The organism is Hyphomicrobium sp. 1Nfss2.1 (assembly GCF_965243865.1).
Taxonomy (GTDB): Bacteria; Pseudomonadota; Alphaproteobacteria; order Rhizobiales; family Hyphomicrobiaceae; genus Hyphomicrobium_A.
Genome location: NZ_OZ251603.1, coordinates 1040872 through 1062656, shown reverse-complemented (window position 1 = coordinate 1062656; position 21785 = coordinate 1040872). Strand labels below are relative to the sequence as shown.

The window sequence follows — 21785 nt, the reverse complement described above, 5'->3', positions numbered from 1 at the left end:
AATTCTGCGGGTGCGTCTCAGCGCTAATTGCTCGATTGTTCGTAAGGAGCCGTTGCGGCTTCGGCGGGTGAGGGGCGCATGAGTAGGCGATCCACTGCATTTTTGAAAACGGCGCTGGCGGCCGTACATTATAGCGGCGCCGGCAATCTGCTCGCTCCCTATACGCGCGGGCGCGGCGTGATCTTCATGCTGCATCACGTCGACCCATCAGCGCCGCAGGAGTTCGAGCCGAACCGCATCTTGAAAGTTACCCCGAGCTTCTTGGAGTCGGTGGTGCGCGAGGTGCGCGATGCGGGTTTCGACATCGTTCCACTCGATCAGGTGCGCGAGCGGCTGGAACAGGGCGAGGAGGGGCGACCGTTCGCCTGCTTCACCCTCGATGACGGCTATCGCGACAATCGCGAGTTCGCCTATCCGATCTTTCGCCGCTATTGCGCGCCCTTCACGATCTATGTGCCGACGGACTTTGCCGATGGTCGCGGTGATCTGTGGTGGCTGACGCTGGAGAAGGTGCTGCGTGCGGCGCCGGCGATTACGCTCGCCATGCACGGAGAGACACGGCATTTCGGGTTGGCAACCGCCGCTGACAAGGATGCCGCGCATCACGCCATCTACTGGTGGCTGCGGTCTCTGCCCGAGGATCAGGCGCGCGCAGTGGTGGCAGAGCTTGCCAGCGCACATTGCATCGATCCGCGGAGTGCAAACGGCGACATCCTCATGACGTGGAATGAGCTGCGCGAGCTGGCGGACGATCCATTGGTGACCATCGGCGCACACACGCGCGGGCACTATGCGCTGGCGAAGCTGGATGAGGGCACGGTACGGGCGGAGATGGCCGAGAGCATCGCGCGCATCGAGCGCGAGCTGCAGCGTCCCTGCCGGCATTTCAGCTATCCCTACGGTTGTGAGAACAGTGCGGGGGAGCGCGAGTTCCGGATTGCCGAGGAGCTGGGCATCGAAACCGCGGTGACGACGCAAAAGGGGCTGCTTTATAGCGACCACGCGCACGACCTGACCAGGCTTCCGCGGCTATCGCTCAATGGCGATTTTCAGGATTTGCGCTATGTGAAGGCCCTGCTGACGGGGTTACCGTTTGCCGTGATGAACACGCTCAAGCGCTATACCGGGGCAGGCGTTTCTGCTTAGCCGTCCCGCATTGCAGCAGGCGGCGCGGCGAACGGTAACTTGAATGGCCGCCCCGCCCCCTTTATCACGCCTGCAGTGAGCGAGCAGGGGGCTGGGTTGGCCGTATCCGTTTCAAACCGCGCAAATGCGGTGACGAGTGCACCGGAGAGCGAAGCGGTGCGTCTGTGGCTGGCGTTCGTGGCGCTGCTCGTGTTTGCAATGGTGGTCGTGGGGGGCGCGACGCGTCTCACCGACAGCGGGCTGTCGATCACCGAATGGCAGCCGCTTCTTGGCGCCATTCCGCCGCTGAGCGAAGCCGACTGGCATACGGCGTTCGAGAAATACAAGGCGATCCCTGAGTATTCTATCGTCAACGCGGGGATGGACCTCGAGGCCTTCAAGTCGATCTATTGGTGGGAGTGGTCGCACCGGTTCCTGGGGCGCTTCATCGGCGTCGCCTTCGCGCTTCCTTTCTTGTTCTTCTGGTTGACCGGGAGGCTGCGCGGCTCGTTCGCGTTAAAGTGCCTTGGTGTGCTCGCGCTGGGCGGGCTGCAGGGTGCCATCGGCTGGTACATGGTGATGTCAGGGCTGGTCGACAGAGTTGACGTCAGCCAATACCGGCTCGCCCTGCATCTGCTGACAGCGTTTTCGATCCTGGCGCTGCTGGTGTGGCTGGCGCTGGAGGCGGGGCCGAGCACCGATCGCATTCGCCTGCAGACGCTGACCGACTGGCAGCGGCGGACAGCGTGGGCGCTGTTTGTGCTGGTGTTCGTACAGTCTGGCCTCGGCGCGCTGGTGGCGGGGACGAAAGCCGGGCTGACGTACAACACCTGGCCGTTGATGGATGGGAAGCTGGTGCCGAGCGGGCTGCTGGCCGAGACGCCCTGGTACCTCAACTTCTTCGAGAACGTCGCCACGGTACAGTTCGATCACCGTATGGTGGCCTACGTTGTTGTCCTGCTGGCGATCGCGCACCTCGCTTCACTGGTGCGGTCGGCAGATGATGAGCGCATCGTCGGGAGTGCCGCGTTGCTCGCCGGCTGCGTGGTGGCGCAGATGCTGGTGGGCATCTGGACGCTATTGTCGGGTGTACCGCTGGAGCTGGGGCTTGCGCATCAGGCCGGTGCGGCGATCGTTATCGCCGCGACCACATTCCATCTGAACCGGATTACGCGGGCTGGCGGGCGCTAGCGTTCCTGTCAGCCGGTGTGGGAGCGAGCCCGAGCATCAAGCGCAGGTTCTGCACGGCTGCACCAGCGGCGCCCTTGCCGAGGTTGTCGAGCCGCGCAACGAGCACGGCCTGATTGAGCGCCGCTTTGCCGAAAACGAACAGCTCCAGCCGGTCGGTTCCGTTCAGCTCCTCGGCGGTAAGGCGCGCGGCCTTCGCCGTCGGTTCCTGCGCCACTGCAATCAACTCCTGGCCGCGATAGTGGGCGTCGAGCGCCAGCTCGAGGTCGCGCAAGCAGGGCTTGCCGGGCAGGGAGTCGAGGTGAAGCGGCACGGACACGAGCATGCCCTGACGGAAGTTGCCAACGGACGGCACGAAGATCGGCCGCCGGGTCAGGCCCGCGTAGCGCATCAGCTCGGGTACGTGCTTATGCTCGAGCGAGAGGGCGTAAAGCTCGAACGATGGCGCGGTGCCGGCCTCGTAGGCCTCGATCATGCTGCGGCCTCCGCCCGAGTAGCCCGACACCGCGTTTACGGTGATCGGGTAGTCGGCGGGGATGATGCCGGCGTCGACGAGTGGGCGGATGAGCGCAATGGCTCCGGTCGGGTAACAGCCGGGATTGGCGACGCGCTGGGCTGCGCGCACCTTTTCCGCCTGAGCGGCATCTAGTTCAGGGAAGCCATAGACCCAGCCTGGATCGACGCGGTGCGCGGTGGAAGCGTCGAGGATGCGGGGGGCGTCGGCGCCCAGTTCGTCGGCGAGCGCTACGGTTTCCTTGGCGGCATCGTCGGGCAGGCAAAGTACGACGAGATCGACTTCGCGCAGCATGGCCTTGCGCGCCGCGGCGTCCTTGCGCTGGGCCGGGTCGATGCTCCTAACCTCGACTTCAGGAACGCGCGCCAGCCGCTCGCGGATCTCGAGGCCGGTTGTGCCGGCCTCGCCGTCGATGAAAACCGTGGGGTGTTGCGCCTTGCCCATGGCAATCGGTCCTTGCAGCATCGCGCAGCGGAGCTGTGCTCCGCTTCGGTTGCCCTCCGTATCGACTTTTGCGACTTCCGTACAGGGTGCGTATTGGAGGGAGCGGGAGGTTAGCCGAAGCCTAATCGGTGCTTGATGCCCTGCCACAGCGTTTCGGAGCAGCCGAAGTTGAAGGCATTGCAGGTTACCTCATGCGACCCCTGGTAGATCATGCCGAGGGCGACCCAAAGGATGATGAGCAGGCCGATCCAGGTGATCCAGGGATACTTTACGAGCAACGCCGCGATGTAGTGCGAGGCGACCGCCATCAGGATGATGGCAACGGCAAGACCGATGACGAGGACGAGCGTCGATCCTTTTGCCGCGCCTGCAACCGCGAGCACGTTGTCGAGCGACATTGAAACGTCGGCAATGGTGATAAGTCCGACGGCTTGCCAGAAGCCCAATTCCTGGCCGCCATTCGTGGTGTCTTCGCCATGCCCGACATCGGAATGGTGGCTGCCGGTGGTGATCTGCAGGTACATTTTCCAGCACACCCACAGCAACAGGATGCCGCCCGCAAGGGTGAGGCCGATGACGGCCAACAGCTGGACAGTGATCGCTGCGAAGAAGATGCGTAGGACGACGGCGGCGGCGATGCCCCAGAAGATGACCTTGCTGCGGATTGCCTTGGGGACGCGCGAAGCCGCCAAACCGACGATGATGGCGTTGTCACCCGCCAGCACGAGGTCGATCATTATGATGTTGAGGAGCGGTACGAAGTTCTGCCGGTACCAGTCGATCGAGACGAGATGTTGCGCCTCTTCGGCAATAACCCCGAGCAAATAGCTCAGGTCCTGCAGTAACCAGTCCATCTAACCCTGCCTGTCGAGGTGCCGCGCAGAGTTGCCTCTGCCGGTGCCGGTTCTCCCACCCGGGGGCGTATGTGGCATTCCCACCTTGTCCCGGCAAGCCTCCCGACGCCGAAAAGCGAAGGGCCGCCCCTAAGGACGGCCCAAGCCTTGTAGTTTCGGCGTGAGGCCTGCCGATTAGCGCTTCGAGAACTGGAAGCTGCGGCGAGCCTTCATGCGGCCGTACTTCTTACGCTCGACGACGCGGCTGTCGCGGGTGAGGAAGCCGCCCTTCTTGAGGACCGGACGCAAATCCGGCTCGTAATAGGTGAGGGCCTTGGAGATGCCGTGACGAACGGCACCGGCCTGACCGGAGAGACCGCCGCCGGCGACCGTCACCATGATGTCGTACTGCGCCGAGCGGTTGGTGGCCGACAGGGGCTGCTGAAGCAGCATCTGCAGCACCGGGCGCGCAAAGTACTTGGTGTAGTCCTTCGCGTTGACGGTGATCATGCCCTTGCCCGGCTTGATCCAGACGCGGGCGATGGCGTTCTTGCGCTTGCCGGTGGCATAGGCGCGGCCAAGGTTGTCCAGCTTCTGGACGTGCACGGGGGCGTCGGCGGGAGCGGCCACCTTGAGATTGCCGAGGTCTTCCAAAGACTTGGTTTCCTGAGCCATTGTCCTTAGACCCTCGCGTTCTTGCGGTTGAGCTTGGCTACGTCGAGCTTCTCAGGGTTCTGGGCCTGATGGGGATGCTCGCCGCCCTTGTAGATCTTCAGGTTGCGCATCAGCTTGCGCTGCAGTGGGCCGCGCCTCAGCATGCGCTCGACTGCCAGCTCGACGACGCGCTCGGGGAACTTGCCCTCGAGGATCTTGCGCGGGGTCGTCTCCTTGATGCCGCCCGGATGACCGGTGTGGCGATAGTAGACTTTGTCTTCATGCTTATCGCCGGAGAAGATCACCTTCTCGGCGTTGATGACAACGATGTTGTCGCCGCAGTCGACATGCGGAGTGTAGATCGGCTTATGCTTGCCCTTGAGGCGCGTGGCGATAAGAGCGGCAAGCCGACCGACGACGAGACCTTCGGCATCGATCAGGATCCACTTCTTCTCTACCTCGCCGGGCTTGGCGACGAAGGTCGTCATATTGAGCTCCAATGCTGGGATCACCGGCGTAGTCAGGGTTCACGCAATACTGCGGGCCGGCGAAGGAGGGGCCTTCTAATCCGAAGGCGGCAGCGCTGTCAACAGAAGCCTTGGTTATTCCATTTTTTCTAAGGAAAATCAATGTGATGTCGCATGTGGTATTATGATACCTCAGTCGCATCGTTCGGTTCAGCTCGGCTTCACAGGCGCGGGCGCGCTTGCGGCTCACGGCAACTTGCGGCAATTGGCATGGACGCGTGAATTTGAGGCAGAGGCTGTGTGGCGGTCGCGAATTAGCGCAACATGGCGTCTAGGAGTGATGTTCAAATCGCCTGACGTGGGCGGGATCGAACCAAGAAGCAAAATGAAGGTTCAAGGAGAACTATCCATGCGGCAGGCCCTACGACATTTTGTTCCTTTCCTGGCGGCAGCGATGGTGGCCGTAACCTGCACAAGTGCGTGGGCCCAGGACCAGGATACGGAGCCGCAAAAGGATGTTCCGATCAAGCAAATGAAGCTCACCGAGGAACAGGTGAAAAGCTTCGTCGCTGCTCAACCGGATCTCGCCAACGTGGCGCCCAAGCTTCAGGAGGCCGGTGACAACATTGATGCAGCACTACAGGCGGAGCTCGATGAACTGGCGAAGAAGCATGGGTTTGCCAATTTCAACGAACTGGATGACGTCGCCGCCAACATTTCCATTGTGATGGCGGGGCTCGATTCAAAATCGGGGGAGTTCACCGAGCCGGTGGAAGCGCTGAAGAAAGAGCTGGAAGACGTGACTGCCGATGCGTCGATCCCAGAGGATGACAAGAAGCAACTCGTTTCGGAGTTGAACGAGGCGATCAAGACGACGCCGCATATCGAATATCCGGAGAACGTGGAGCTGGTGAAAGCGCACCGCGCGGAGATCGAGAAGGCGCTGCAGTAGTCTCAACGAAGCGAGGCGATTTCCATGACCCAAGCTGCTGCATCGATAGCGCCCGCCGACGCTGCGCCTCTGCTGATCATCGATCGGCCGGAACAAGGCGTCGCGCGCATCTGCTTGAACCGGCCAGATGCGCGCAACGCGCTGTCGCTGGCGATGATCGAAGCGCTACATGCGGCCTTCACCGAGCTTGGCGCGGAAGATGATGTTGCCGCAATCGTTCTCACTGCGTCGGGCAAGGTGTTCTCGTCGGGTCATGATCTGAAGGAGTTGACGGCGCACCGGGCCGATGCCGACAAGGGGCTCGCCTTCTACACGCGTACCATGACTGCGTGCGCCGACATGATGCAGGCGATTGTTGCGTGCCCGAAGCCCGTCATTGCGGCCGTCGAGGGCACGGCTACGGCGGCAGGCTGCCAACTCGTTGCGACATGCGATCTCGCCTTTGCCGCAGAGAGCGCACACTTCTGCACGCCGGGTGTCAATATCGGTTTGTTCTGCTCGACGCCGATGGTGGCGCTGACACGCAACGTCGCGCGCAAGCGGGCGATGCAGATGCTGCTGACCGGTGAAATGATCCCGGCAGCACAAGCTGCCGAGTGGGGGCTCGTCAACAAAGCGGTGCCGGCGGGGGACGTCGTACCCCAAGCGTTGTCGCTTGCAGCAGAGATCGCGCAGAAGTCACCATTGACGGTGGCTATTGGAAAATCGGCCTTCTATGCACAGGCGGAAATGAGCCTCAAGGAGGCTTATGAGTATGCCGCGCGGGTGATGGTCGACAACATGATGGCGCGCGATGCCGAGGAAGGCATCGGTGCGTTTCTCGGCAAGCGCAAGCCGGAGTGGAAGGGCTGTTGAGCAAGAACCTGCGGCGTTGGGATCGCTAACGCCGCGGCTTGGCGCGCGCCTATAGTGCGGTGCATGGATCACGATCGATACAGCGACGACTACATCGCCGATATTCTGCGCGAGATGCGTGTGTTCGCATTCGTTGGTGCGTCGGCGAAATCGAACCGGCCAAGCTACTTCGCGATGAAGTACATGCTCGCTAAGGGCTACGCGGTGCATCCGATCAACCCCGGGCATGAAGGCGAGCAGATCCTCGGCCAAAGCGTGCTTGCAACGCTTGCCGATGTGCCGGCTCCGGTCGATGTGGTCGACATCTTTCGCAATTCGGATGCGGCGCTGAGTGTGACGCGCGATGCTATTGCTCTGAAAGACAAGCTCGCCATCAAGGTCGTGTGGATGCAGCTCGGTGTTCGCAACGACGAGGCAGCCGCCGAAGCCGAGGCCGCTGGGCTCAAGGTCGTCATGAACCGCTGTCCGAAGATCGAGTATGGGCGGCTTTCAGGTGAGATCGGTTGGGCCGGCGTCAACTCGGGGCAGATCAGCAGCGCGCGGCCCAAACTGGCGCCCATGGGAGTGCAAGGATTGCGCCTAGACGACAAGAAATAGTCGCGCCTCTGCACCACTTCTAATGTTTGCCGCCACACTTGTTGGAGGGCGAAAGCGTCCTACGTAGCCGACGTAGAAGAACGCTCGAGGAGCTCACGATGATCGATGCGGCGCGGATCCCGGATATGCTGGTGGGTAACGGAGGCAGTGGAGGCCCCGGACAGTCATCCGCGTCAGCACAGAGTGGTGCCGGGGATCTGCTGGAGCGTGCGCGCGGCATGCTCGGCAGCGTAAGCCAAAGCGTGCCCGGCGGGCTGGGCGGAGGCATCGCCGGCGGCGTGGCGGCTGGTGCGATCACGTCGCTTCTGCTCGGCTCGAAGGCGGGCCGCGAGTTTGCCGGTGAAGCGCTGAAATTGGGTGCGGCCGCGGCACTGGGCGGCCTCGCTTACCGTGCCTACTCGAACTATCGCGCCGGACAGCCGGTGGGCGCCGATACATCGGCACAGAGCGTGCCGTCGGTGACGCCTAGCCCGCTTCCTGCTGCGACGGCGGCGAACGACCATGCGCTGCTGCTGGTGCGCGCGATGATCGCCGCGGCGCTGTCGGATGGCGTCATCGACGAGGCAGAGCGTGCGGCCATCGTCGGGCGGCTGGCTGCAGCCGGCATAGGCTCGGAGGAGCAGCGCTTCCTTGCTGGTGAAATTGCCAAGCCAATGTCGCCGACCCAGTTCGCCGCGGCGGCCAAGTCGCTCGAGCAGCGTGCAGAGGTCTACCTAGCGTCGGCTTTAGCTATCGACGCGGATACCGAGGCGGAGCGCGCGTATCTGCGGTATCTTGCGGCTACCCTCGGGCTCGATGACCGGTTGATCGCGCACCTGGAAGATGCGGTGCGGGGAGCGCGCGGCGAGGTTGCGCCGGCTGTGGCCGCGCCGCAGCGGCAAGCACTCGGATGAGGCGCTGATCTGCGGGGGCCGTGGTTGCGGCGGCAGACGCTCGAAACCCGGCGGCTAAACCTCCGGGTTTCGAGGCAGGTAGCGGAGGTGAGGGATCAGTAGCCCTTCGGGCACCAGGACTCGCTAGAGGACTTGCACGAGACCGGGAAAGCCTTCACCATCTTCTCAGCTTCAGCCCACTCTTTCTTGGACACGCTGGTGTTGTTGTTCTTGTCCATGGCGCTGAACTGCGGCACCGGATCGATACCGAGCTTGGACGCGTTGGCGTCATACTCGGACTGGGAAACCGTGCCGCTGCCGTCGGTGTCCATTGCCTTGAAGCTGTCGGCCCAGTCAGCGGCGACGGCGGCGGTCCCCGAAAGCATCAGCGCCGATACAATAGCGACCCATTTCTTGGTCATAAGCGTCGTCTCCTTAAAACGTTTCCCAATTGCGTAGGTTTATTGTCATGACGTCGTCGCCCATGCCGGCAACGCCCATGCCGCCGCCCTTCCTTGGCGACCTCTCAAAAGGGCGCCCTCTCTCGACGCTAATCAATGGCACTACTTCCAATCCGCCAGGGACATGCTGGCAGGCGGATTGGCGAGACGGGAAGACGCTTTAGAATTTTTGATCGCGCGCCGGGGAAATCTGGCAATGCGCGGATGCGGGGCATGCAACGGCCGCCACAAAGAGATGCGTAGGGCTCTCAGAGAAAAAGCTGACAGAGTATCGCTTTAGGTGAGCGCGCTAACGACGGCGCCGAAATGGCAGGCTGAGGCGGCGAGCACGAAAACATGCCAGATGGCATTGTTGTAAGGCAGCCGCTCCCACAAATGAAAGACGACGCCCATTGTGTAGAGCATGCCGCCAACGAGTAGAAGTGTGAACGCTGTCGCAGGCAGAGCAGCGAAAAGCGGCGGCAGGGTGAACACTGCGGCCCAGCCCTGGGCGAGGTAGAGCACATAGGCTGTGCGCACGAACTGTGCGGGGGCGATGAGTTTGGCGCTGGCGCCGATGATAGCGATCGCCCACACAGCGACGAGGAGACCGATGCCTACACCTCCGCCCAGCTTGATGGCGGCAAAGGGTGTGTAGGTGGCGGCAATCTTGATGAAGATCGCTGCATGATCGAGGCGACGCAGCAACCAGCGCCATCGGCTGCGCGAGAGATTGTAAGCAGCGGAGCAAACGAATACCGCAAGCATGCCAGTGCCGTAGATCAACACAGCCGTTGATGAGGCCGGGTCGAGACGTGTGAGCGAAAGGATGATGAGCGCGACGACTGCGGTCACGGCAAACGCCAAACCGGTCGCATGAACGATGCCGTCGGCGATTACCTCCGACCTCGTGTAGCTAGGGAAGATCGAAGCCTCGCTCATCTCGTCTACGCAACCCTGTTTCGAGGCCATGTGGCGCCCGCACGCACGCGCTTGGCGGACATAAGGCGCATTGTCGGCAGAACAAGGCGTGCGCAGCATTTCCCGAGGTAACAACACACTCGTTTAACCCTTGGGTGGCGGGAAAAGATCCCTAAATACTTGGGATGCTTAATCTTCGAAGCCTGATCGGCAGCATCGCAGTCGCGCTTTTGGCGGTGGCAGCGGTGTATGGAGTGCCGACGGCGAAGGCCAATGTGCCGCCTGCACTCACTTATCTCGGTGCTTTCCTTCAGAACGACAATGCCGGCTTGGAGCCGACGACGGACGCTGAGCGCGCACGACTTCGACAGATCGGCAAGACGTTCATCCGCGAGCTTGGCGAGAGTGGACAATTCCGCCTTGTGCCGTTGAGCTCAGGGCAGATGGAGCGAATTGCGGCTGGTCAGACTCCGGGTGAATGCGGGCAGTGCGAGATCGAGTACGGCAGATCCGCGGGAGCGGACATCGTCGCCTGGCTTACGGTGCAGAAGGTTTCGAACCTGATCCTGAACATGAACGCCTACATGGTCGACGTCGCCAGCGGGCGCCGGCTTTTGGTCAAAAGTGTCGATCTTCGCGGAAATACAGACGAGAGCTGGTCGCGGGGAGTGAACTATCTGGTGAAAAACCTCGTTCTGCCGGCGCGTGTTGCGGTGCCGCCGGCGTGAGCGTGCGGCAAGGTCGTGCATAGCCAACCTTGCGCTTGCCGGAAGGCCCGCCCCGCGCTAGCCACGGGGCATGACTGAAAAACCGATTCTGCCCGGGCCAGACGGCATCGAGCCAATCAACCTCAAGGTAGCGCTCGAGGAGCGCTACCTCGCTTATGCGCTGTCGACCATCATGCACCGGGCTCTGCCCGACGTGCGCGATGGCCTGAAGCCGGTGCACAGGCGCATCCTTTATGCGATGCACCAGTTGAGGCTGTCGCCGGATGGCGGGTTCCTCAAGTGCGCGAAGATCGTCGGTGAGACGATGGGTGACTTCCACCCGCACGGCAACCAGGCGATCTACGATGCGCTGGCGCGCCTGGCGCAGGATTTCGCGGTCCGCTATCCGCTGATCGACGGGCAAGGCAACTTCGGCAACATCGACGGCGATAACCCCGCTGCCGAGCGATATACCGAAGCGCGCATTACCCACACCGCTGCCGACCTCATGGAGGGGTTGGAAGAGGAGACGGTCGGCTTCCGCCCCAACTATGACGGGCGGAAGATGGAGCCGGTGGTGCTGCCGGCTGCGTTCCCGAACCTTTTGGCCAATGGCTCATCTGGCATCGCCGTCGGCATGGCGACGAACATCCCGCCGCACAACGCCGATGAGCTGTGCCAGGCGCTGCTGCATCTCATCAAGCATCCGAATGCGACGATCGAGAAACTGGTCGAGATGATCCCGGGGCCGGACTTTCCGACCGGCGGCGTGATCGTCGAGCCGCGCGAGAACATCATCGAGGCCTACAAGACGGGGCGAGGCGGTTTCCGCATCCGCGCCAAGTGGGACAAGGAAGAGACGGCCCGCGGCGGATATCAGATCGTCGTCACGGAAATTCCCTATCAGGTGCAGAAGGCGAAGCTCGTCGAGCGCATCGCCGAGCTCATGACCGAGAAGAAGCTGCCGCTGCTCGGCGACGTGCGCGATGAATCGGCGGAAGAGATCCGGCTTGTCCTGGAGCCGAAGAGCCGCACTATCGATCCGCTGTTGTTGATGGAAAGCCTGTTCCGCTACACCGAGCTGGAAGTGCGCTTCGGCCTCAACATGAACGTGCTGTCGGCCGGGCAGATTCCCAACGTGCTGTCGTTGCGCGATGTGCTGCGGCAGTGGCTCGAGCACCGCATCGATGTGCTCGTCAAGCGGTCGAAGTACCGGCTGAGCAAAATCGAGCATCGCCTCGAGGTGCTCGATGGCTATCTGATCGCTTATCTCAACATCGACGAGGTGATCCGGATCGTCCGCTTCGAGGACGATCCCAAGGCCAAGCTGATGTCGCGCTTCAAACTGTCGGAAGTGCAGGCGGACGCGATCCTGAACTTGCGTTTGAAGTCCCTGTCGCGACTTGAAGAAATGGAGATTCGCGCCGAGCACGACAAGCTGTCGGGTGAAAAGCGGGAACTTCAGCAGTTGCTCGCGTCGGACGATCTGCAGTGGGAGCGGATCACGGCCGAAGTGAAGGAAGTGCGCGAGCGCTATTCCAAGGCGACGGCGCTGGGACGGCGGCGCAGCTCGTTTGCGGATGCTCCGGTGATCGACGTCGATCTCGATGCCGCGCTGATCGAGAAGGAGCCGGTCACGGTCATTCTGTCGGACAAGGGCTGGGTGCGCGCGTTGAAGGGGCATGTCGACGACCTGTCGAAGCTCGACTTCAAACAGGGTGACAAGCTGAAGCACGCGGTGAAGGCATTCACCACCGACAAGATCCTGATCCTGGCGACCAACGGCAAGGTCTTCACCCTGGAGGGTTCGACGTTACCGGGCGGGCGTGGTCACGGCGAGCCGGTGCGGTTGATGATCGAACTGGAAGAAAACCACGACATCGCCGAGGTGTTCACTTATCAGCCGGGGCGCAAGCTGTTGATCGCTTCGACCGGCGGATATGGCTTCATCGTGCCCGAGGACGAGATCGTGGCGTCGACGCGCAAGGGCAAGCAGGTTCTGAACGTCACCGAACCGGACGAGGCGAAGCTGATTGTGCCGGTGGCGGACAACGCCGACTACCTCGCAATCGTCGGCGACAATCGCAAGATGCTGATCTTCAAGCTCGAAGAGGTCAACGAGATGACGCGCGGAAAAGGTGTCATCCTGCAGAAGTCGAAGGAGGGCAACCTCGCGGACGCGCGCACGTTCAAGAAGTCGGAAGGCCTGTCGTGGGTCGATAGCGCCGGACGCACCTTCACGATGCCGTGGAGCGAGCTGAAGGAGTGGGTGGGGCAGCGTGCGCAGGCGGGCAAAAGCGTGCCGAAGGGCTTCCCGCGCTCGAATAGCTTCGGTCCGGTGTTCTAGAGCCGGCAGCGAGCCATCCGGAACGAGAGTAGAGGCGCTGCCGCGGCCAACGCGGCGGCGCTTTCCTTTTGCGTGCAGCGTGTGCTTCCGGTGACCAATCTTGCCTCGGCTGCTGGACGTCAGCGATTTGTTAGGCCTCTCTTTAGGAGGTCGCGGGCAATTATAGCCAACAACCGTTGCCGGGGTCCGTCTTGACCACACCAAGTTCGCCAACCGGCCTGCCGCCGGAGCCGCAGGCCGTCGTTCAGGCATTGACGAAATCGGCGATCTTTATTGTCGCGACAATCAATCCTGGTCGTGAGGCCTGCCAGGCGGTGCGGGGGCTTTGCGGAGACCTTCCGGCGCTGCTGCGGGCCGTTGGGTTCCGCGACATCGACGGCGATCTTTCCTGCGTTCTGGGCATCGGCTCCGACGCGTGGGACCGGCTGTTCGGCCGGCCGCGGCCGGCGGAACTGCACCCGTTCCGCGAGATCAGATCGGGTGGGCGGCACGCGGTGTCGACGCCCGGCGATGTGCTGCTGCACATCCGCGCAAAGCGGATGGATCTTTGCTTCGAGTTGGCGACGCAGATCCTCGATAGCGTCGGCGATGCGCTGACGGTTGTCGATGAGGTCCACGGGTTTCGCTATTTCGACGAACGCGATCTGCTCGGATTTGTCGACGGCACGGAGAATCCGACGGCTCGGATTGCGATCGAGTCCGCCTACATCGGTCAGGAGGACGCGGCATTTGCCGGCGGCAGCTACGTCATCGTGCAGAAGTACGAGCACGATATGTCCGCTTGGAATTCGCTTTCGACAGAGACGCAAGAGCGCATCATCGGTCGCAAGAAGCTATCCGACATCGAGCTTGACGACGCGGTTAAGCCGACCTGCGCGCACAATGCGCTGACCACCATCGTCGAAGACGGCAAGGAAGTTAAAATTCTTCGCGATAACATGCCGTTCGGCCGTGTCGGGTCGAAAGAGTTCGGCACCTATTTCATCGGGTATGCGCGCTCGCCGCGGACGACGGAGCAGATGCTTCAGAACATGTTCGTCGGGCGCCCGCCGGGGAACTACGACCGCATCCTCGATTTCAGCGTTGCAAAGACGGGGTGCTTGTTCTTCGTGCCCTCGGCAACCTTTTTGGAAAGCGTCGGGGACGATACTGCGCTGCCCGACGAGACTGCGTCTGAACCCGCCGTCGAGGCGCAGCCCGCGCCCGCAAGGACCGATGGTTCGCTTGGCATCGGATCGTTGAAAGGACACCCCGCCAATGAATAACCTGCACCGCGAGCTTGCCCCGATCTCCGCCGAGGCGTGGGGACAGATCGAAGAAGAAGCAAAGCGTACGCTGAAGCGCTATCTGGCCGCGCGCCGCGTGGTGGACGTCGAGGGGCCGAGCGGTGTCGCCACCTCGGCGATCGGCACCGGCCACTTGCATCCGATCGCGGCGCCTGCTGCTGGCATCATTGCGCGGCAACGCGTGGTGAAGCCGATGGTCGAACTGCGGGTGCCGTTCGTGCTCGAGAGGCAGCAGATCGATGACGTGGAACGCGGCTCCAACGATTCAGACTGGCAGCCGGTAAAGGATGCGGCACGAGATTTGGCGTACGCCGAAAACCGGGCTGTATTCGAAGGTTATGGCGCGGGGGGGATCGGCGGTATCCGCGAAGGCACCAGCAACGCGGTCATGACGCTTCCCGCGGAGATCACCGCCTATCCCGATGCCATCGCCGGTGCGCTCAATCAGTTGCGGCTGGTAGGTGTGAACGGGCCCTATTCGGTCGTACTCAGCGCCGAGGCGTATCAGGAGCTGAGTGAGGCGAGCGATCACGGCTATCCGGTACTCGAACACATCAAGCGGATCGTCGATGGCGAGATCGTGTGGGCCCCCGGGATTTCGGGCGCCTACGTGCTCACCATGCGCGGCGGCGACTTTGCGCTTCATATCGGCGAGGACGTGTCGATCGGCTACCTCAGCCACGACGACAAGATGGTGCGGCTCTACCTGGAGGAGACGTTTACTTTCCTCCTCCTGACAACGGAAGCATCAGTCGCGCTTACGGCAAGCTAATCGCGCTGTCGCCGCGGTCAGCGGCAGCAGTCGAACTTGTAGACGATGCCGCTGGTAGCAGTGCCGACGACGGGATCGAAGTTGAGCTGGAACACCGGCGAGATGCCACTTTCGGTGCGTGCTTCATCGCGATAGTCGGCGTAGCGCGCTTCGCTGCGCCAGAACCAGCCGTTGTGCATGGCGACTTCCAGGCCGCCACCGATGAACCAGCCACCCGCGCTGTAGTTTTCCAGCCGCGCGTTGTGGGGCAAGACTGCTCCGGTGTAGCTGTTGTGAAGCGCGCCGCCGGAAAAATGTGTCTGCGTGTAGCCGACGCTCCAATAGTTGAGGATGTCCGGCGTCATCAGCCAGCCTGCGCGAATGCCAATGAACCAGGTGTTGTCGTTGCTGGTCTCGGCGGTGGTGAAGACCGCGTCGCTGGTATGCCCCTTCATGCTCGAAAAGTCGTAATTGAAGAGTACGCCGGCGACGAACCTTGAGGTGAACTGATAGTCGTAGCCGACGCCGACTTCACCGAGCCAACCTTTGCCGCCATTGTCGGTTTGGGCGCACGAGACGCAGCGGCCCGGCGCATAGGTCGTCGTCTCGGCATCCCAAATGCCGTAGCCCAGGCCAGCATTGCCATAGAAGCCTGTCCAGGTGGGACCGCGCTCGACAATCGCCGGGGGCGTCGACGGCTCATAGCCGTCTGCAATGGCGGGTCCGAATGCATAAACAACAAATGTCGCGACGACGATTCGAGAGAGATGCCGACGCATAGAATTTCTCCGGTGGGCCAAAGCGGCTGATCAATGTCTTCCACCGGGTGGACGGATTCTAAGTGCTTGTCGCGAGGCGAAGTTCCACGAGGGTGCGATGACCCACAGGGAAGTTCGGCGCGGCGATGAAGTGCGTATCTGCAAGTCGGCGTGCTGTCAGGGCCAACGCGAGAAGCACTGCACGAAGTAGGTGCAGGCGGAGAAGAAGCAGCTGCCGTTGGCGACGCCGACGCCGATGTGGTTCATCTCCGTGCCGACGAGATGCTTTCGATGACCCGATGAGTTGAGCCACATCTGCAGCGCGCTTTCGGGTGTCGTGCCGTTGCCGCGGGCGATGTTCTCGGTAACGCGGATGACGCGCTGTCCGGCAGTGTTACGACGGCGATAGCGGGTTGTGGGCGAACTCCCGTCGGGACCGAAGTGATCGAAATAGCTGCGCTGCGCCATGTCGCGTGCGTGATCGACTGCGGCCTGTGTGCAGACAGGGTCTTCCTTGAACTCTGGAAGACCGTTGCGGCGACGGAAGGCGTTCGTGAGCTTGATCGCTTCTGCGGCCTGGCGTTCGAGGTCGTTCAACGGCGGGGGCGGCGTCGCGGGGTTGGGTGCAGGCGCTTCGGTACGTGGGATAGTCTGGGTTTGCCAGCCCAGGCTGCCGTCGGCCGCGAGTGTGGACGATGCCGACAGGGCGGTCAGGAGCAGTGTTGGCCACGTCCGCACGATGCAGCGCGGTTTCATGTCAGGGCATTCCTAGCAGCACGGTTCCGCGCTCTAGCGGGGCGATTGCTCCGACGTCGAGTGGGGCAGAGAGAATCAGGCACGCTCTAATCATGCATCGGCATTGGCGCCTTTTGGAGGCAGCGGCGGCCGCGGTGGCGCACGTGTTGCGCACTCGGCCCGATGCAACCGATGTGCAGCAGGCTTCATTAAGCCGGTGCCGCATAGGCTGGGAAGGAGAATGCCAATGCCAGGAGACGCACGCATATGAAGCTCTATTACTCGCCGGGTGCCTGCAGTCTTGCCGATCACATCGCGCTGCACGAGGCGGGCTTGCCGCTGGAGCTCGTGAAGGTCGATCTGAAGACGCACAAGCTCGAAGACGGGCGCTCGTTCCTGGAGATCAATCCGAAGGGATATGTGCCGGCGCTCCAGTTCGACGATGGCGAGTTGTTGACCGAGAACGTTGCGATCCTGAGCTGGGTCGCCGATCAGAAACCTGAACTGGTGCCGGCGGGACATCTCGGGCGTTACCGGCTGCTGGAGATGCTCGCCTACTTCTCCAGCGAGCTTCACAAATCATTCCATCCGCTGTTCGTGCCGCAAGCGAGTGACGCGGACAAGCGGCAGGCGCGTGCGGCGGTGGAGAAGAAGCTTCAGTTCGTGGCGACGCAATTCAAAGGCCCGTACCTGTTCGGCGCGCACATGAGTGCAGCCGACGCCTACCTCTTCGTCATGCTGACGTGGGCAAGCGACATGGGCCTCGATGTGCCGGACGCTCTGGCGACGTTCGCCGAGCGTATGCGCGAGCGGCCGGCGGTGAAGCAGGCGCTGGCGCATGAGGGGCTGAACTGACTTTACAGCCTCCTTACGATTTTCAGGCTCGAGCAGCTTGGCGCTGTTTTAGATGTCAATGGAAATTGATATTGGAAATGTTCTGATTTGATTTCCCGGAAACTGAAATTGCTGGCGTGAATATTGCGGCTTTTTAGGCCCCATTTGGCGTTGAAAAGTCGCCGCAATTCGGTCAAGTCAACTTTCGCGTGCAGGCGCCCTGACTCGCTCAAATGTGCGAATTCGGTAAAGCGCCGGCACCAGCGTCACCCACTGAGTTCATCAATATTATCGTGCTATATCAATGCATTACTTGTCTAGCACGGCGGTTGGTAAAGGGTTATTGCTGGCCTTTGAAATAATTCATTCGATTACAACTGTTGCGATCACAAAGTTTTTCTAATCTGAAATCATCGTAATCTACTTTCGAAAATAATTTCGGAAACAGGACTGGAAATTGCGTTTGGCGTCTGCCAGATAATTGGCGCCGGTTGAATGACCAACTTGGTCAGCGGGCCGGGAATTTGGCTCGGACCTCTACCGGGCCGGACTGTCCGCTCCGACACGGGGCGGGCTCAACTGAAGAGACGCGACGCAATCCCCCACAGGGACACAATCCCCCACAGGAGAGTTAGGATGACCTACAGCGAGTACATCCCGTTTCAGCAGAATGCCCAGCAGGCCTGGGGTCACGGCGGTCAGTTTGGACAGGGCGGACAAGGTTGGGGCCATCTGGGTGGTCTCGGGCAGGCTGCTTTCGGGCAGCAGGGTTACGGCGGTGCCGGTGGCTGGCAGCAGAATTACGGTGGTGCGCCGTGGCAGCAGCGCGGGCTGTCACCGCATGAGGTGGGTGAGATTGTCCGGCATCTAGCGCCGCTGCTGCCGATGATCGTGAACCAAGCGCAGCAGCCGCATGCCGCTTTCGGGCAGCAGGGCTACGGCGGCGGTGTCGGCGGCTGGCAGCAGGGCTATGGTGGCGGCGGTTTTGGACAGGGCCAGCGCTATCTTTCTCAGCATGATGTCGGCGAAATGGTGCGGCAGATCCTGCCCGCGCTGCCTCAAATCGTCAGCATGCTGCAGGGGCAGCAGCAGCAGGGACCGTTCGGCCAGTTTGGTAACGCGATGTACGGCGGCGGTCAGCATTTCGGCGGCCTCGGTGGTGGGCTGGGACAGGCGGCGTATGGCAACATGGGCAACGCGTGGGCGTGTGCGCAGCGCCAGTTCGGGCAGGGCGACATCGGCGAGGTCGTGCGCCAGCTTTCCGCTGTTCTGCCGCAGGTGATCAGCAATTTGCAGGCGTTCAATCAGCAGCAGCAGCGCGCGGCATAATTCGCCGCTCGTTCGCTTTTCAACTGAAGGGGAGGCCCGCCGCCGTGCGGCCTCCCGCAGCAATTGAATGGAGCTTTGCAATGTCGAACTCACAAGGAGCCAGCGCTGGGTACTCCGGCGGCGGGCGGGACGCGGATCTCGATCCGCAGCGGCTCGTCGGCCTTCTGGAAAACCTCGTTCCGCTGCTGTTGCATTTGCAGACGCAATCCTTCGGACAGGCCGGACCGCTCGGCTACGCGGAAGGGCGTGGTGCACGTCTGGAGCAGCAGGCCGCGGTGGCGTTCACCGAGGATGTGATCCTCGATGCGTTACGCAATCTTTCGACCTACGTGCAGCGCAATAGTGGGCGCTATCAGGGGCTCGATGCTTATGGAACGGTCATTGCGGATGCGCGGCGTGCGCTCGCGGCGCAGGACTATCAGCGCGCGCTGACGAAGATATTCGAGATGTACCGCGCCATCGCCGTAATGCGCGCTATTCGTCCGGAGCTGCCGCCGGTGCGGCAACGTGGCCAGGACGAGATGCAGGGAGCTGGCGACGTCGTGCACTGAGTAGGTGCGCCGAGATCCAGCGTTCTAGCCGCGCCAGACGCGGCAGGTGAGGTTGCCTCACCTGTTGGCGCCTCACCTGTTGCCGATGGGCCGCGGCTCCTGCGCCATATTCGCCCCCTAGGGTGCGCACAGCGCGGACGTCCTGATACGCTCCTACCAGAGCAAGCAGGAGTCGGCGAACGGGCGTGGCCTTTTTCGGGGGTTTTGACGCAATCGCAGTCGGCGTTCGGGAGCCGACGTTCTGTGCGGGGAGGCGTGCCGCCTCTGCCGACGCGACCCTCGGCGCGCTGGCGCGGCGCGCCATTCAGCTCGGTGATCGTGCCTTTACCGCCGAGGATCTCAGGCGCTCGTGTGCGGCTTTCGCCGATGCACAGCTGCCTGCCGACGTGCGCCGCCGGCTGCATCGGGCCATCAACGATCGGCGCAGTGGACGCGCGATCGCCGGGCTCACCGTTCTTCTAGCTTTATGCGGATGGATCAGCGGCGGCGATGAAGGCGCGCGGCTTGCGGTCGCCGGGGCGCTGACGCCGGGTGGCGCTGGCGGTGGTGCGGGAACGCGCGCGGCGCTCCGGCAGCGGCGCGATGCGCGCCGACTGCATGCAGGTGAAGCGCTGGAGCTGTTCGCGGTCGTCCACGAGATATGCCGGCGCGCAGGCATGCGGCGCGTGCCTGACATCTATGTGCTCGCTGGCGAGAGGGCCATGAACGCCTATGCGCTCGGCACGGCGGATGATGCTGTCATCACGCTGACGAGCGGTCTGTTGCAGGGCATGACGAAGGACGAGGTGGCGGCGATCGTCGCGCATGAGATCGCGCACATCTGCAATGGTGATGCTTCGACCATGACTATTGCCGGCAATCTGCAGCGAGCGATCGGAATTGTCGCGGCTGCCAGCATCGCGTCCGGCGGACGGCGCGGGGTGTCCGTTTCGCTGCTTTCGCTATTGCATGCAGTGCCGGCAATTGCCGAGTTGTTGTGCCTCGGTCTGTCGCGCATGCGCGAGCTTGCAGCCGATGCGTTCGCGCTCGATCTCATACCTAACCCCGGCGCGCTCGCATCGGCGCTGGAGAAGCTCGAGCATCATCACATGGGTGGAGTAACTGGCCCGCGCTTTGAGCTTGAAGGAGATGCGACGGCCTATTTGCGCACGCATCCATCGACCGTGCAGCGCTTGAGCTTCGTCCACATTCTCGCCTGACGCAGAGGCGCCGCGAGGTTCTGTCAGCGCCGCAGCGTTGTGGGTTGCTTTCGGTCAGGGCTTCGGTTTGGGAAAGAAGCGGACCGACAGCTCTTGATAGACGCCATCGCGGTTGATGAGGCTTGCGGATGCGTCGGCAATCAGTGCGGTCGCCATCAGTGCCACCAGCATACTGTGGTTGTCGGACATCTCCGATACGATGACGAAGCCGGTGATAGGTGCGCGCACGACACCGGTGAAATAGGCCACCATGCCGAGCAGGACGATCGGGGCTGCTGTTACCTGATCGAACAGGCGGGCGATTTCGGCACCGAGGGCAGCACCGACGGAAAGCGATGGCGAGAAGATGCCGCCCGGCACGCCGCTGACTGCCGACAGTGCCGTGGCAATGAGTTTGAGCGGGGCGTAGATGATCGGAAGATCGGTGTTCTCGTGCAACACGTGACGCGCCTGCTCATAGCCCGTGCCGAATGTGTCGCCGCCAGTTGCCAGGCCGCATAGCGCAACGCCAAGGCCGCATAGGGTAGCGAACCAGACCGGATGCGCGGTGATCCACGATGCGGCGCGCTTTGGCAGCTGGTCAGGGACCGTGACAAGCATGCGGCTGAAGACGCCGCCGAATAGGCCGCCCACGACGCCGCACAGGGGCACCGCCAACCAAGCGGTGCCGAGCGGAAGTGCCGAGCCAGTGAAGCCGAAATAGGTGTAGTCGCCGAGCAGTATCTGCGCGGTCAGGCCGGCGACGACAATGCCGCCGACGATGAGGCCGCTGGTGCGCAGCTCGAAGCTGCGGCTCATTTCCTCGATGGCGAAGACGACGCCAGCGAGTGGGGCGTTGAATGCTGCAGCGATGCCCGCGGCCGCGCCAGCGAGGATGAGATCGGGTTGGCGGCGTGGGCTGCGCTGACCGATGAAGGACATCACCGACGCGCCGACCTGGACAGTCGGACCTTCACGTCCCGTCGAAGCGCCGACAAGCAACCCGAGGAGAGTGAGAATGACTTTGCCGACTGCGACGCGGGCGCCGACAAGCAAGTTCCGTGCGCGGGGGTCAGCGATTTTGCGCGCCGCGATCGCTTGCGGGATGCCCGAGCCTTGTGTGTTGGGGAAAAAGTGCACGGCCAGCCAGACGGCCAGTCCGAAGCCAAGAGGCGTTACCACCATGGGCGCGTAAGGCCAGCGCTCGACCAGCAGCTGAAATGCCTTCTGCGCGTAGTCGGCAGAGATGGTGAGGCCGACGGCGGCAAGGCCCACGGCTATGCCGCCGATCACGAAAATCAGGCGTCGACGCCAGCGTCCGAGCTTGACCGAAATCGTCCGGCTCTCGCGAAGGGAGAAGTGGGGAAGGACCATGGGGCGAATGCCTGGGTGGTTTCCCGCACCAAGCACGGGCTCAGGCATGATCTGATCCGTTCAAAGCTTGGCG

The 21785-nt window shown here is 62.4% G+C and carries 23 protein-coding genes; 14 read left to right on the top strand and 9 right to left on the bottom strand.

The features are described from left to right. The first annotated feature begins 78 nt into the window (after positions 1–78). Together ACP15D_RS05375 and ACP15D_RS05370 are read left to right on the top strand one after the other, a co-directional pair. The gene (locus ACP15D_RS05375) at positions 79–1146 is read left to right on the top strand and encodes a polysaccharide deacetylase family protein (RefSeq protein WP_424956520.1); all 1068 of its coding nucleotides are present in this window, start codon (positions 79–81) and stop codon (positions 1144–1146) included. Positions 1147–1242: 96 nt separating this feature from the next. Further along, on the top strand, positions 1243–2316 hold the full coding sequence (locus ACP15D_RS05370; protein WP_424956519.1) for a COX15/CtaA family protein: 1074 nt from the start codon (positions 1243–1245) through the stop codon (positions 2314–2316). Here the strand turns inward: ACP15D_RS05370 and argC are convergent. From argC to rplM, 4 genes are all read right to left on the bottom strand, one after another. Continuing rightward, entirely contained in the window at positions 2294–3271 is a 978-nt protein-coding gene (gene argC, locus ACP15D_RS05365) for an N-acetyl-gamma-glutamyl-phosphate reductase (RefSeq protein WP_424956518.1), read from the bottom strand. The two genes, ACP15D_RS05370 and argC, sit on opposite strands and share 23 nt — an antisense overlap. A 110-nt stretch (positions 3272–3381) precedes the next feature. Beyond that, positions 3382–4125: a TerC family protein gene (locus ACP15D_RS05360; RefSeq protein ID WP_424956517.1), complete on the bottom strand. Its 744-nt coding sequence runs from the start codon at positions 4123–4125 to the stop codon at positions 3382–3384. A gap of 174 nt (positions 4126–4299) precedes the next feature. Beyond that, positions 4300–4779, bottom strand: coding sequence for a 30S ribosomal protein S9 (gene rpsI, locus ACP15D_RS05355; RefSeq protein ID WP_424956516.1), 480 nt, complete (start codon positions 4777–4779; stop codon positions 4300–4302). 5 nt (positions 4780–4784) lie between these two features. Further along, entirely contained in the window at positions 4785–5246 is a 462-nt protein-coding gene (gene rplM / locus ACP15D_RS05350; protein ID WP_424956515.1) for a 50S ribosomal protein L13, read from the bottom strand. Between the two features lie 319 nt (positions 5247–5565). On the opposite strand from rplM, the gene ACP15D_RS05345 reads away from it, so the two are divergent. The 4 genes from ACP15D_RS05345 (at position 5566) to ACP15D_RS05330 (ending at position 8522) form a co-directional block, all read left to right on the top strand. Continuing rightward, positions 5566–6177, top strand: a complete 612-nt coding sequence (locus ACP15D_RS05345; RefSeq protein ID WP_424959174.1) for a hypothetical protein — start codon at positions 5566–5568, stop codon at positions 6175–6177. Between the two features lie 24 nt (positions 6178–6201). Beyond that, complete coding sequence (locus ACP15D_RS05340; protein WP_424956514.1) at positions 6202–7032, top strand: enoyl-CoA hydratase; 831 nt, start codon at positions 6202–6204, stop codon at positions 7030–7032. Positions 7033–7095: 63 nt separating this feature from the next. After that, positions 7096–7629: a CoA-binding protein gene (locus ACP15D_RS05335; protein ID WP_424956513.1), complete on the top strand. Its 534-nt coding sequence runs from the start codon at positions 7096–7098 to the stop codon at positions 7627–7629. Positions 7630–7727: 98 nt separating this feature from the next. After that, positions 7728–8522 (top strand): tellurite resistance TerB family protein, encoded by a 795-nt coding sequence (locus tag ACP15D_RS05330; protein WP_424956512.1) that lies wholly within the window; start codon positions 7728–7730, stop codon positions 8520–8522. A 95-nt stretch (positions 8523–8617) separates the two neighbouring features. Here ACP15D_RS05330 and ACP15D_RS05325 read toward each other — a convergent pair whose 3' ends face one another. Together ACP15D_RS05325 and trhA are read right to left on the bottom strand one after the other, a co-directional pair. After that, positions 8618–8923 carry a hypothetical protein gene (locus ACP15D_RS05325; protein ID WP_424956511.1) on the bottom strand — a complete coding sequence of 102 codons (306 nt, stop codon included), beginning with the start codon at positions 8921–8923 and terminating at the stop codon, positions 8618–8620. A 315-nt stretch (positions 8924–9238) separates the two neighbouring features. Then, positions 9239–9913: a PAQR family membrane homeostasis protein TrhA gene (gene trhA / locus ACP15D_RS05320; RefSeq protein WP_424956510.1), complete on the bottom strand. Its 675-nt coding sequence runs from the start codon at positions 9911–9913 to the stop codon at positions 9239–9241. 134 nt (positions 9914–10047) lie between these two features. Between trhA and ACP15D_RS05315 the strand changes: the two genes are divergently transcribed. The 4 genes from ACP15D_RS05315 (at position 10048) to ACP15D_RS05300 (ending at position 14974) form a co-directional block, all read left to right on the top strand. Further along, the gene (locus tag ACP15D_RS05315) at positions 10048–10590 is read left to right on the top strand and encodes a DUF3280 domain-containing protein (RefSeq protein ID WP_424956509.1); all 543 of its coding nucleotides are present in this window, start codon (positions 10048–10050) and stop codon (positions 10588–10590) included. 70 nt (positions 10591–10660) lie between these two features. Next, positions 10661–12916: a DNA topoisomerase IV subunit A gene (gene parC, locus ACP15D_RS05310; protein ID WP_424956508.1), complete on the top strand. Its 2256-nt coding sequence runs from the start codon at positions 10661–10663 to the stop codon at positions 12914–12916. 191 nt (positions 12917–13107) lie between these two features. Further along, the gene (locus ACP15D_RS05305; RefSeq protein WP_424956507.1) at positions 13108–14181 is read left to right on the top strand and encodes a Dyp-type peroxidase; all 1074 of its coding nucleotides are present in this window, start codon (positions 13108–13110) and stop codon (positions 14179–14181) included. After that, complete coding sequence (locus ACP15D_RS05300) at positions 14174–14974, top strand: family 1 encapsulin nanocompartment shell protein (protein ID WP_424956506.1); 801 nt, start codon at positions 14174–14176, stop codon at positions 14972–14974. The genes ACP15D_RS05305 and ACP15D_RS05300 overlap by 8 nt, the downstream gene beginning before the upstream one ends. Before the next feature lie 17 nt (positions 14975–14991). Here ACP15D_RS05300 and ACP15D_RS05295 read toward each other — a convergent pair whose 3' ends face one another. Beyond that, positions 14992–15732 (bottom strand): outer membrane protein, encoded by a 741-nt coding sequence (locus ACP15D_RS05295; RefSeq protein WP_424956505.1) that lies wholly within the window; start codon positions 15730–15732, stop codon positions 14992–14994. A 156-nt stretch (positions 15733–15888) separates the two neighbouring features. Next, complete coding sequence (locus ACP15D_RS05290) at positions 15889–16467, bottom strand: CAP domain-containing protein (RefSeq protein WP_424956504.1); 579 nt, start codon at positions 16465–16467, stop codon at positions 15889–15891. Positions 16468–16713: 246 nt separating this feature from the next. Between ACP15D_RS05290 and gstA the strand changes: the two genes are divergently transcribed. The 4 genes from gstA (at position 16714) to ACP15D_RS05270 (ending at position 20359) form a co-directional block, all read left to right on the top strand. Beyond that, a complete protein-coding gene (gene gstA / locus ACP15D_RS05285) occupies positions 16714–17301 on the top strand; it encodes a glutathione transferase GstA (protein WP_424956503.1) in 588 nt (195 codons plus the stop codon). 615 nt (positions 17302–17916) lie between these two features. Further along, on the top strand, positions 17917–18609 hold the full coding sequence (locus tag ACP15D_RS05280; protein WP_424956502.1) for a hypothetical protein: 693 nt from the start codon (positions 17917–17919) through the stop codon (positions 18607–18609). A gap of 80 nt (positions 18610–18689) precedes the next feature. Next, positions 18690–19160, top strand: coding sequence for a hypothetical protein (locus ACP15D_RS05275; protein ID WP_424956501.1), 471 nt, complete (start codon positions 18690–18692; stop codon positions 19158–19160). Between the two features lie 185 nt (positions 19161–19345). Next, entirely contained in the window at positions 19346–20359 is a 1014-nt protein-coding gene (locus ACP15D_RS05270) for a M48 family metalloprotease (protein WP_424956500.1), read from the top strand. Between the two features lie 54 nt (positions 20360–20413). Here ACP15D_RS05270 and ACP15D_RS05265 read toward each other — a convergent pair whose 3' ends face one another. Then, positions 20414–21760 (bottom strand): chloride channel protein, encoded by a 1347-nt coding sequence (locus tag ACP15D_RS05265; RefSeq protein ID WP_424956499.1) that lies wholly within the window; start codon positions 21758–21760, stop codon positions 20414–20416. Positions 21761–21785 lie beyond the last annotated feature (25 nt).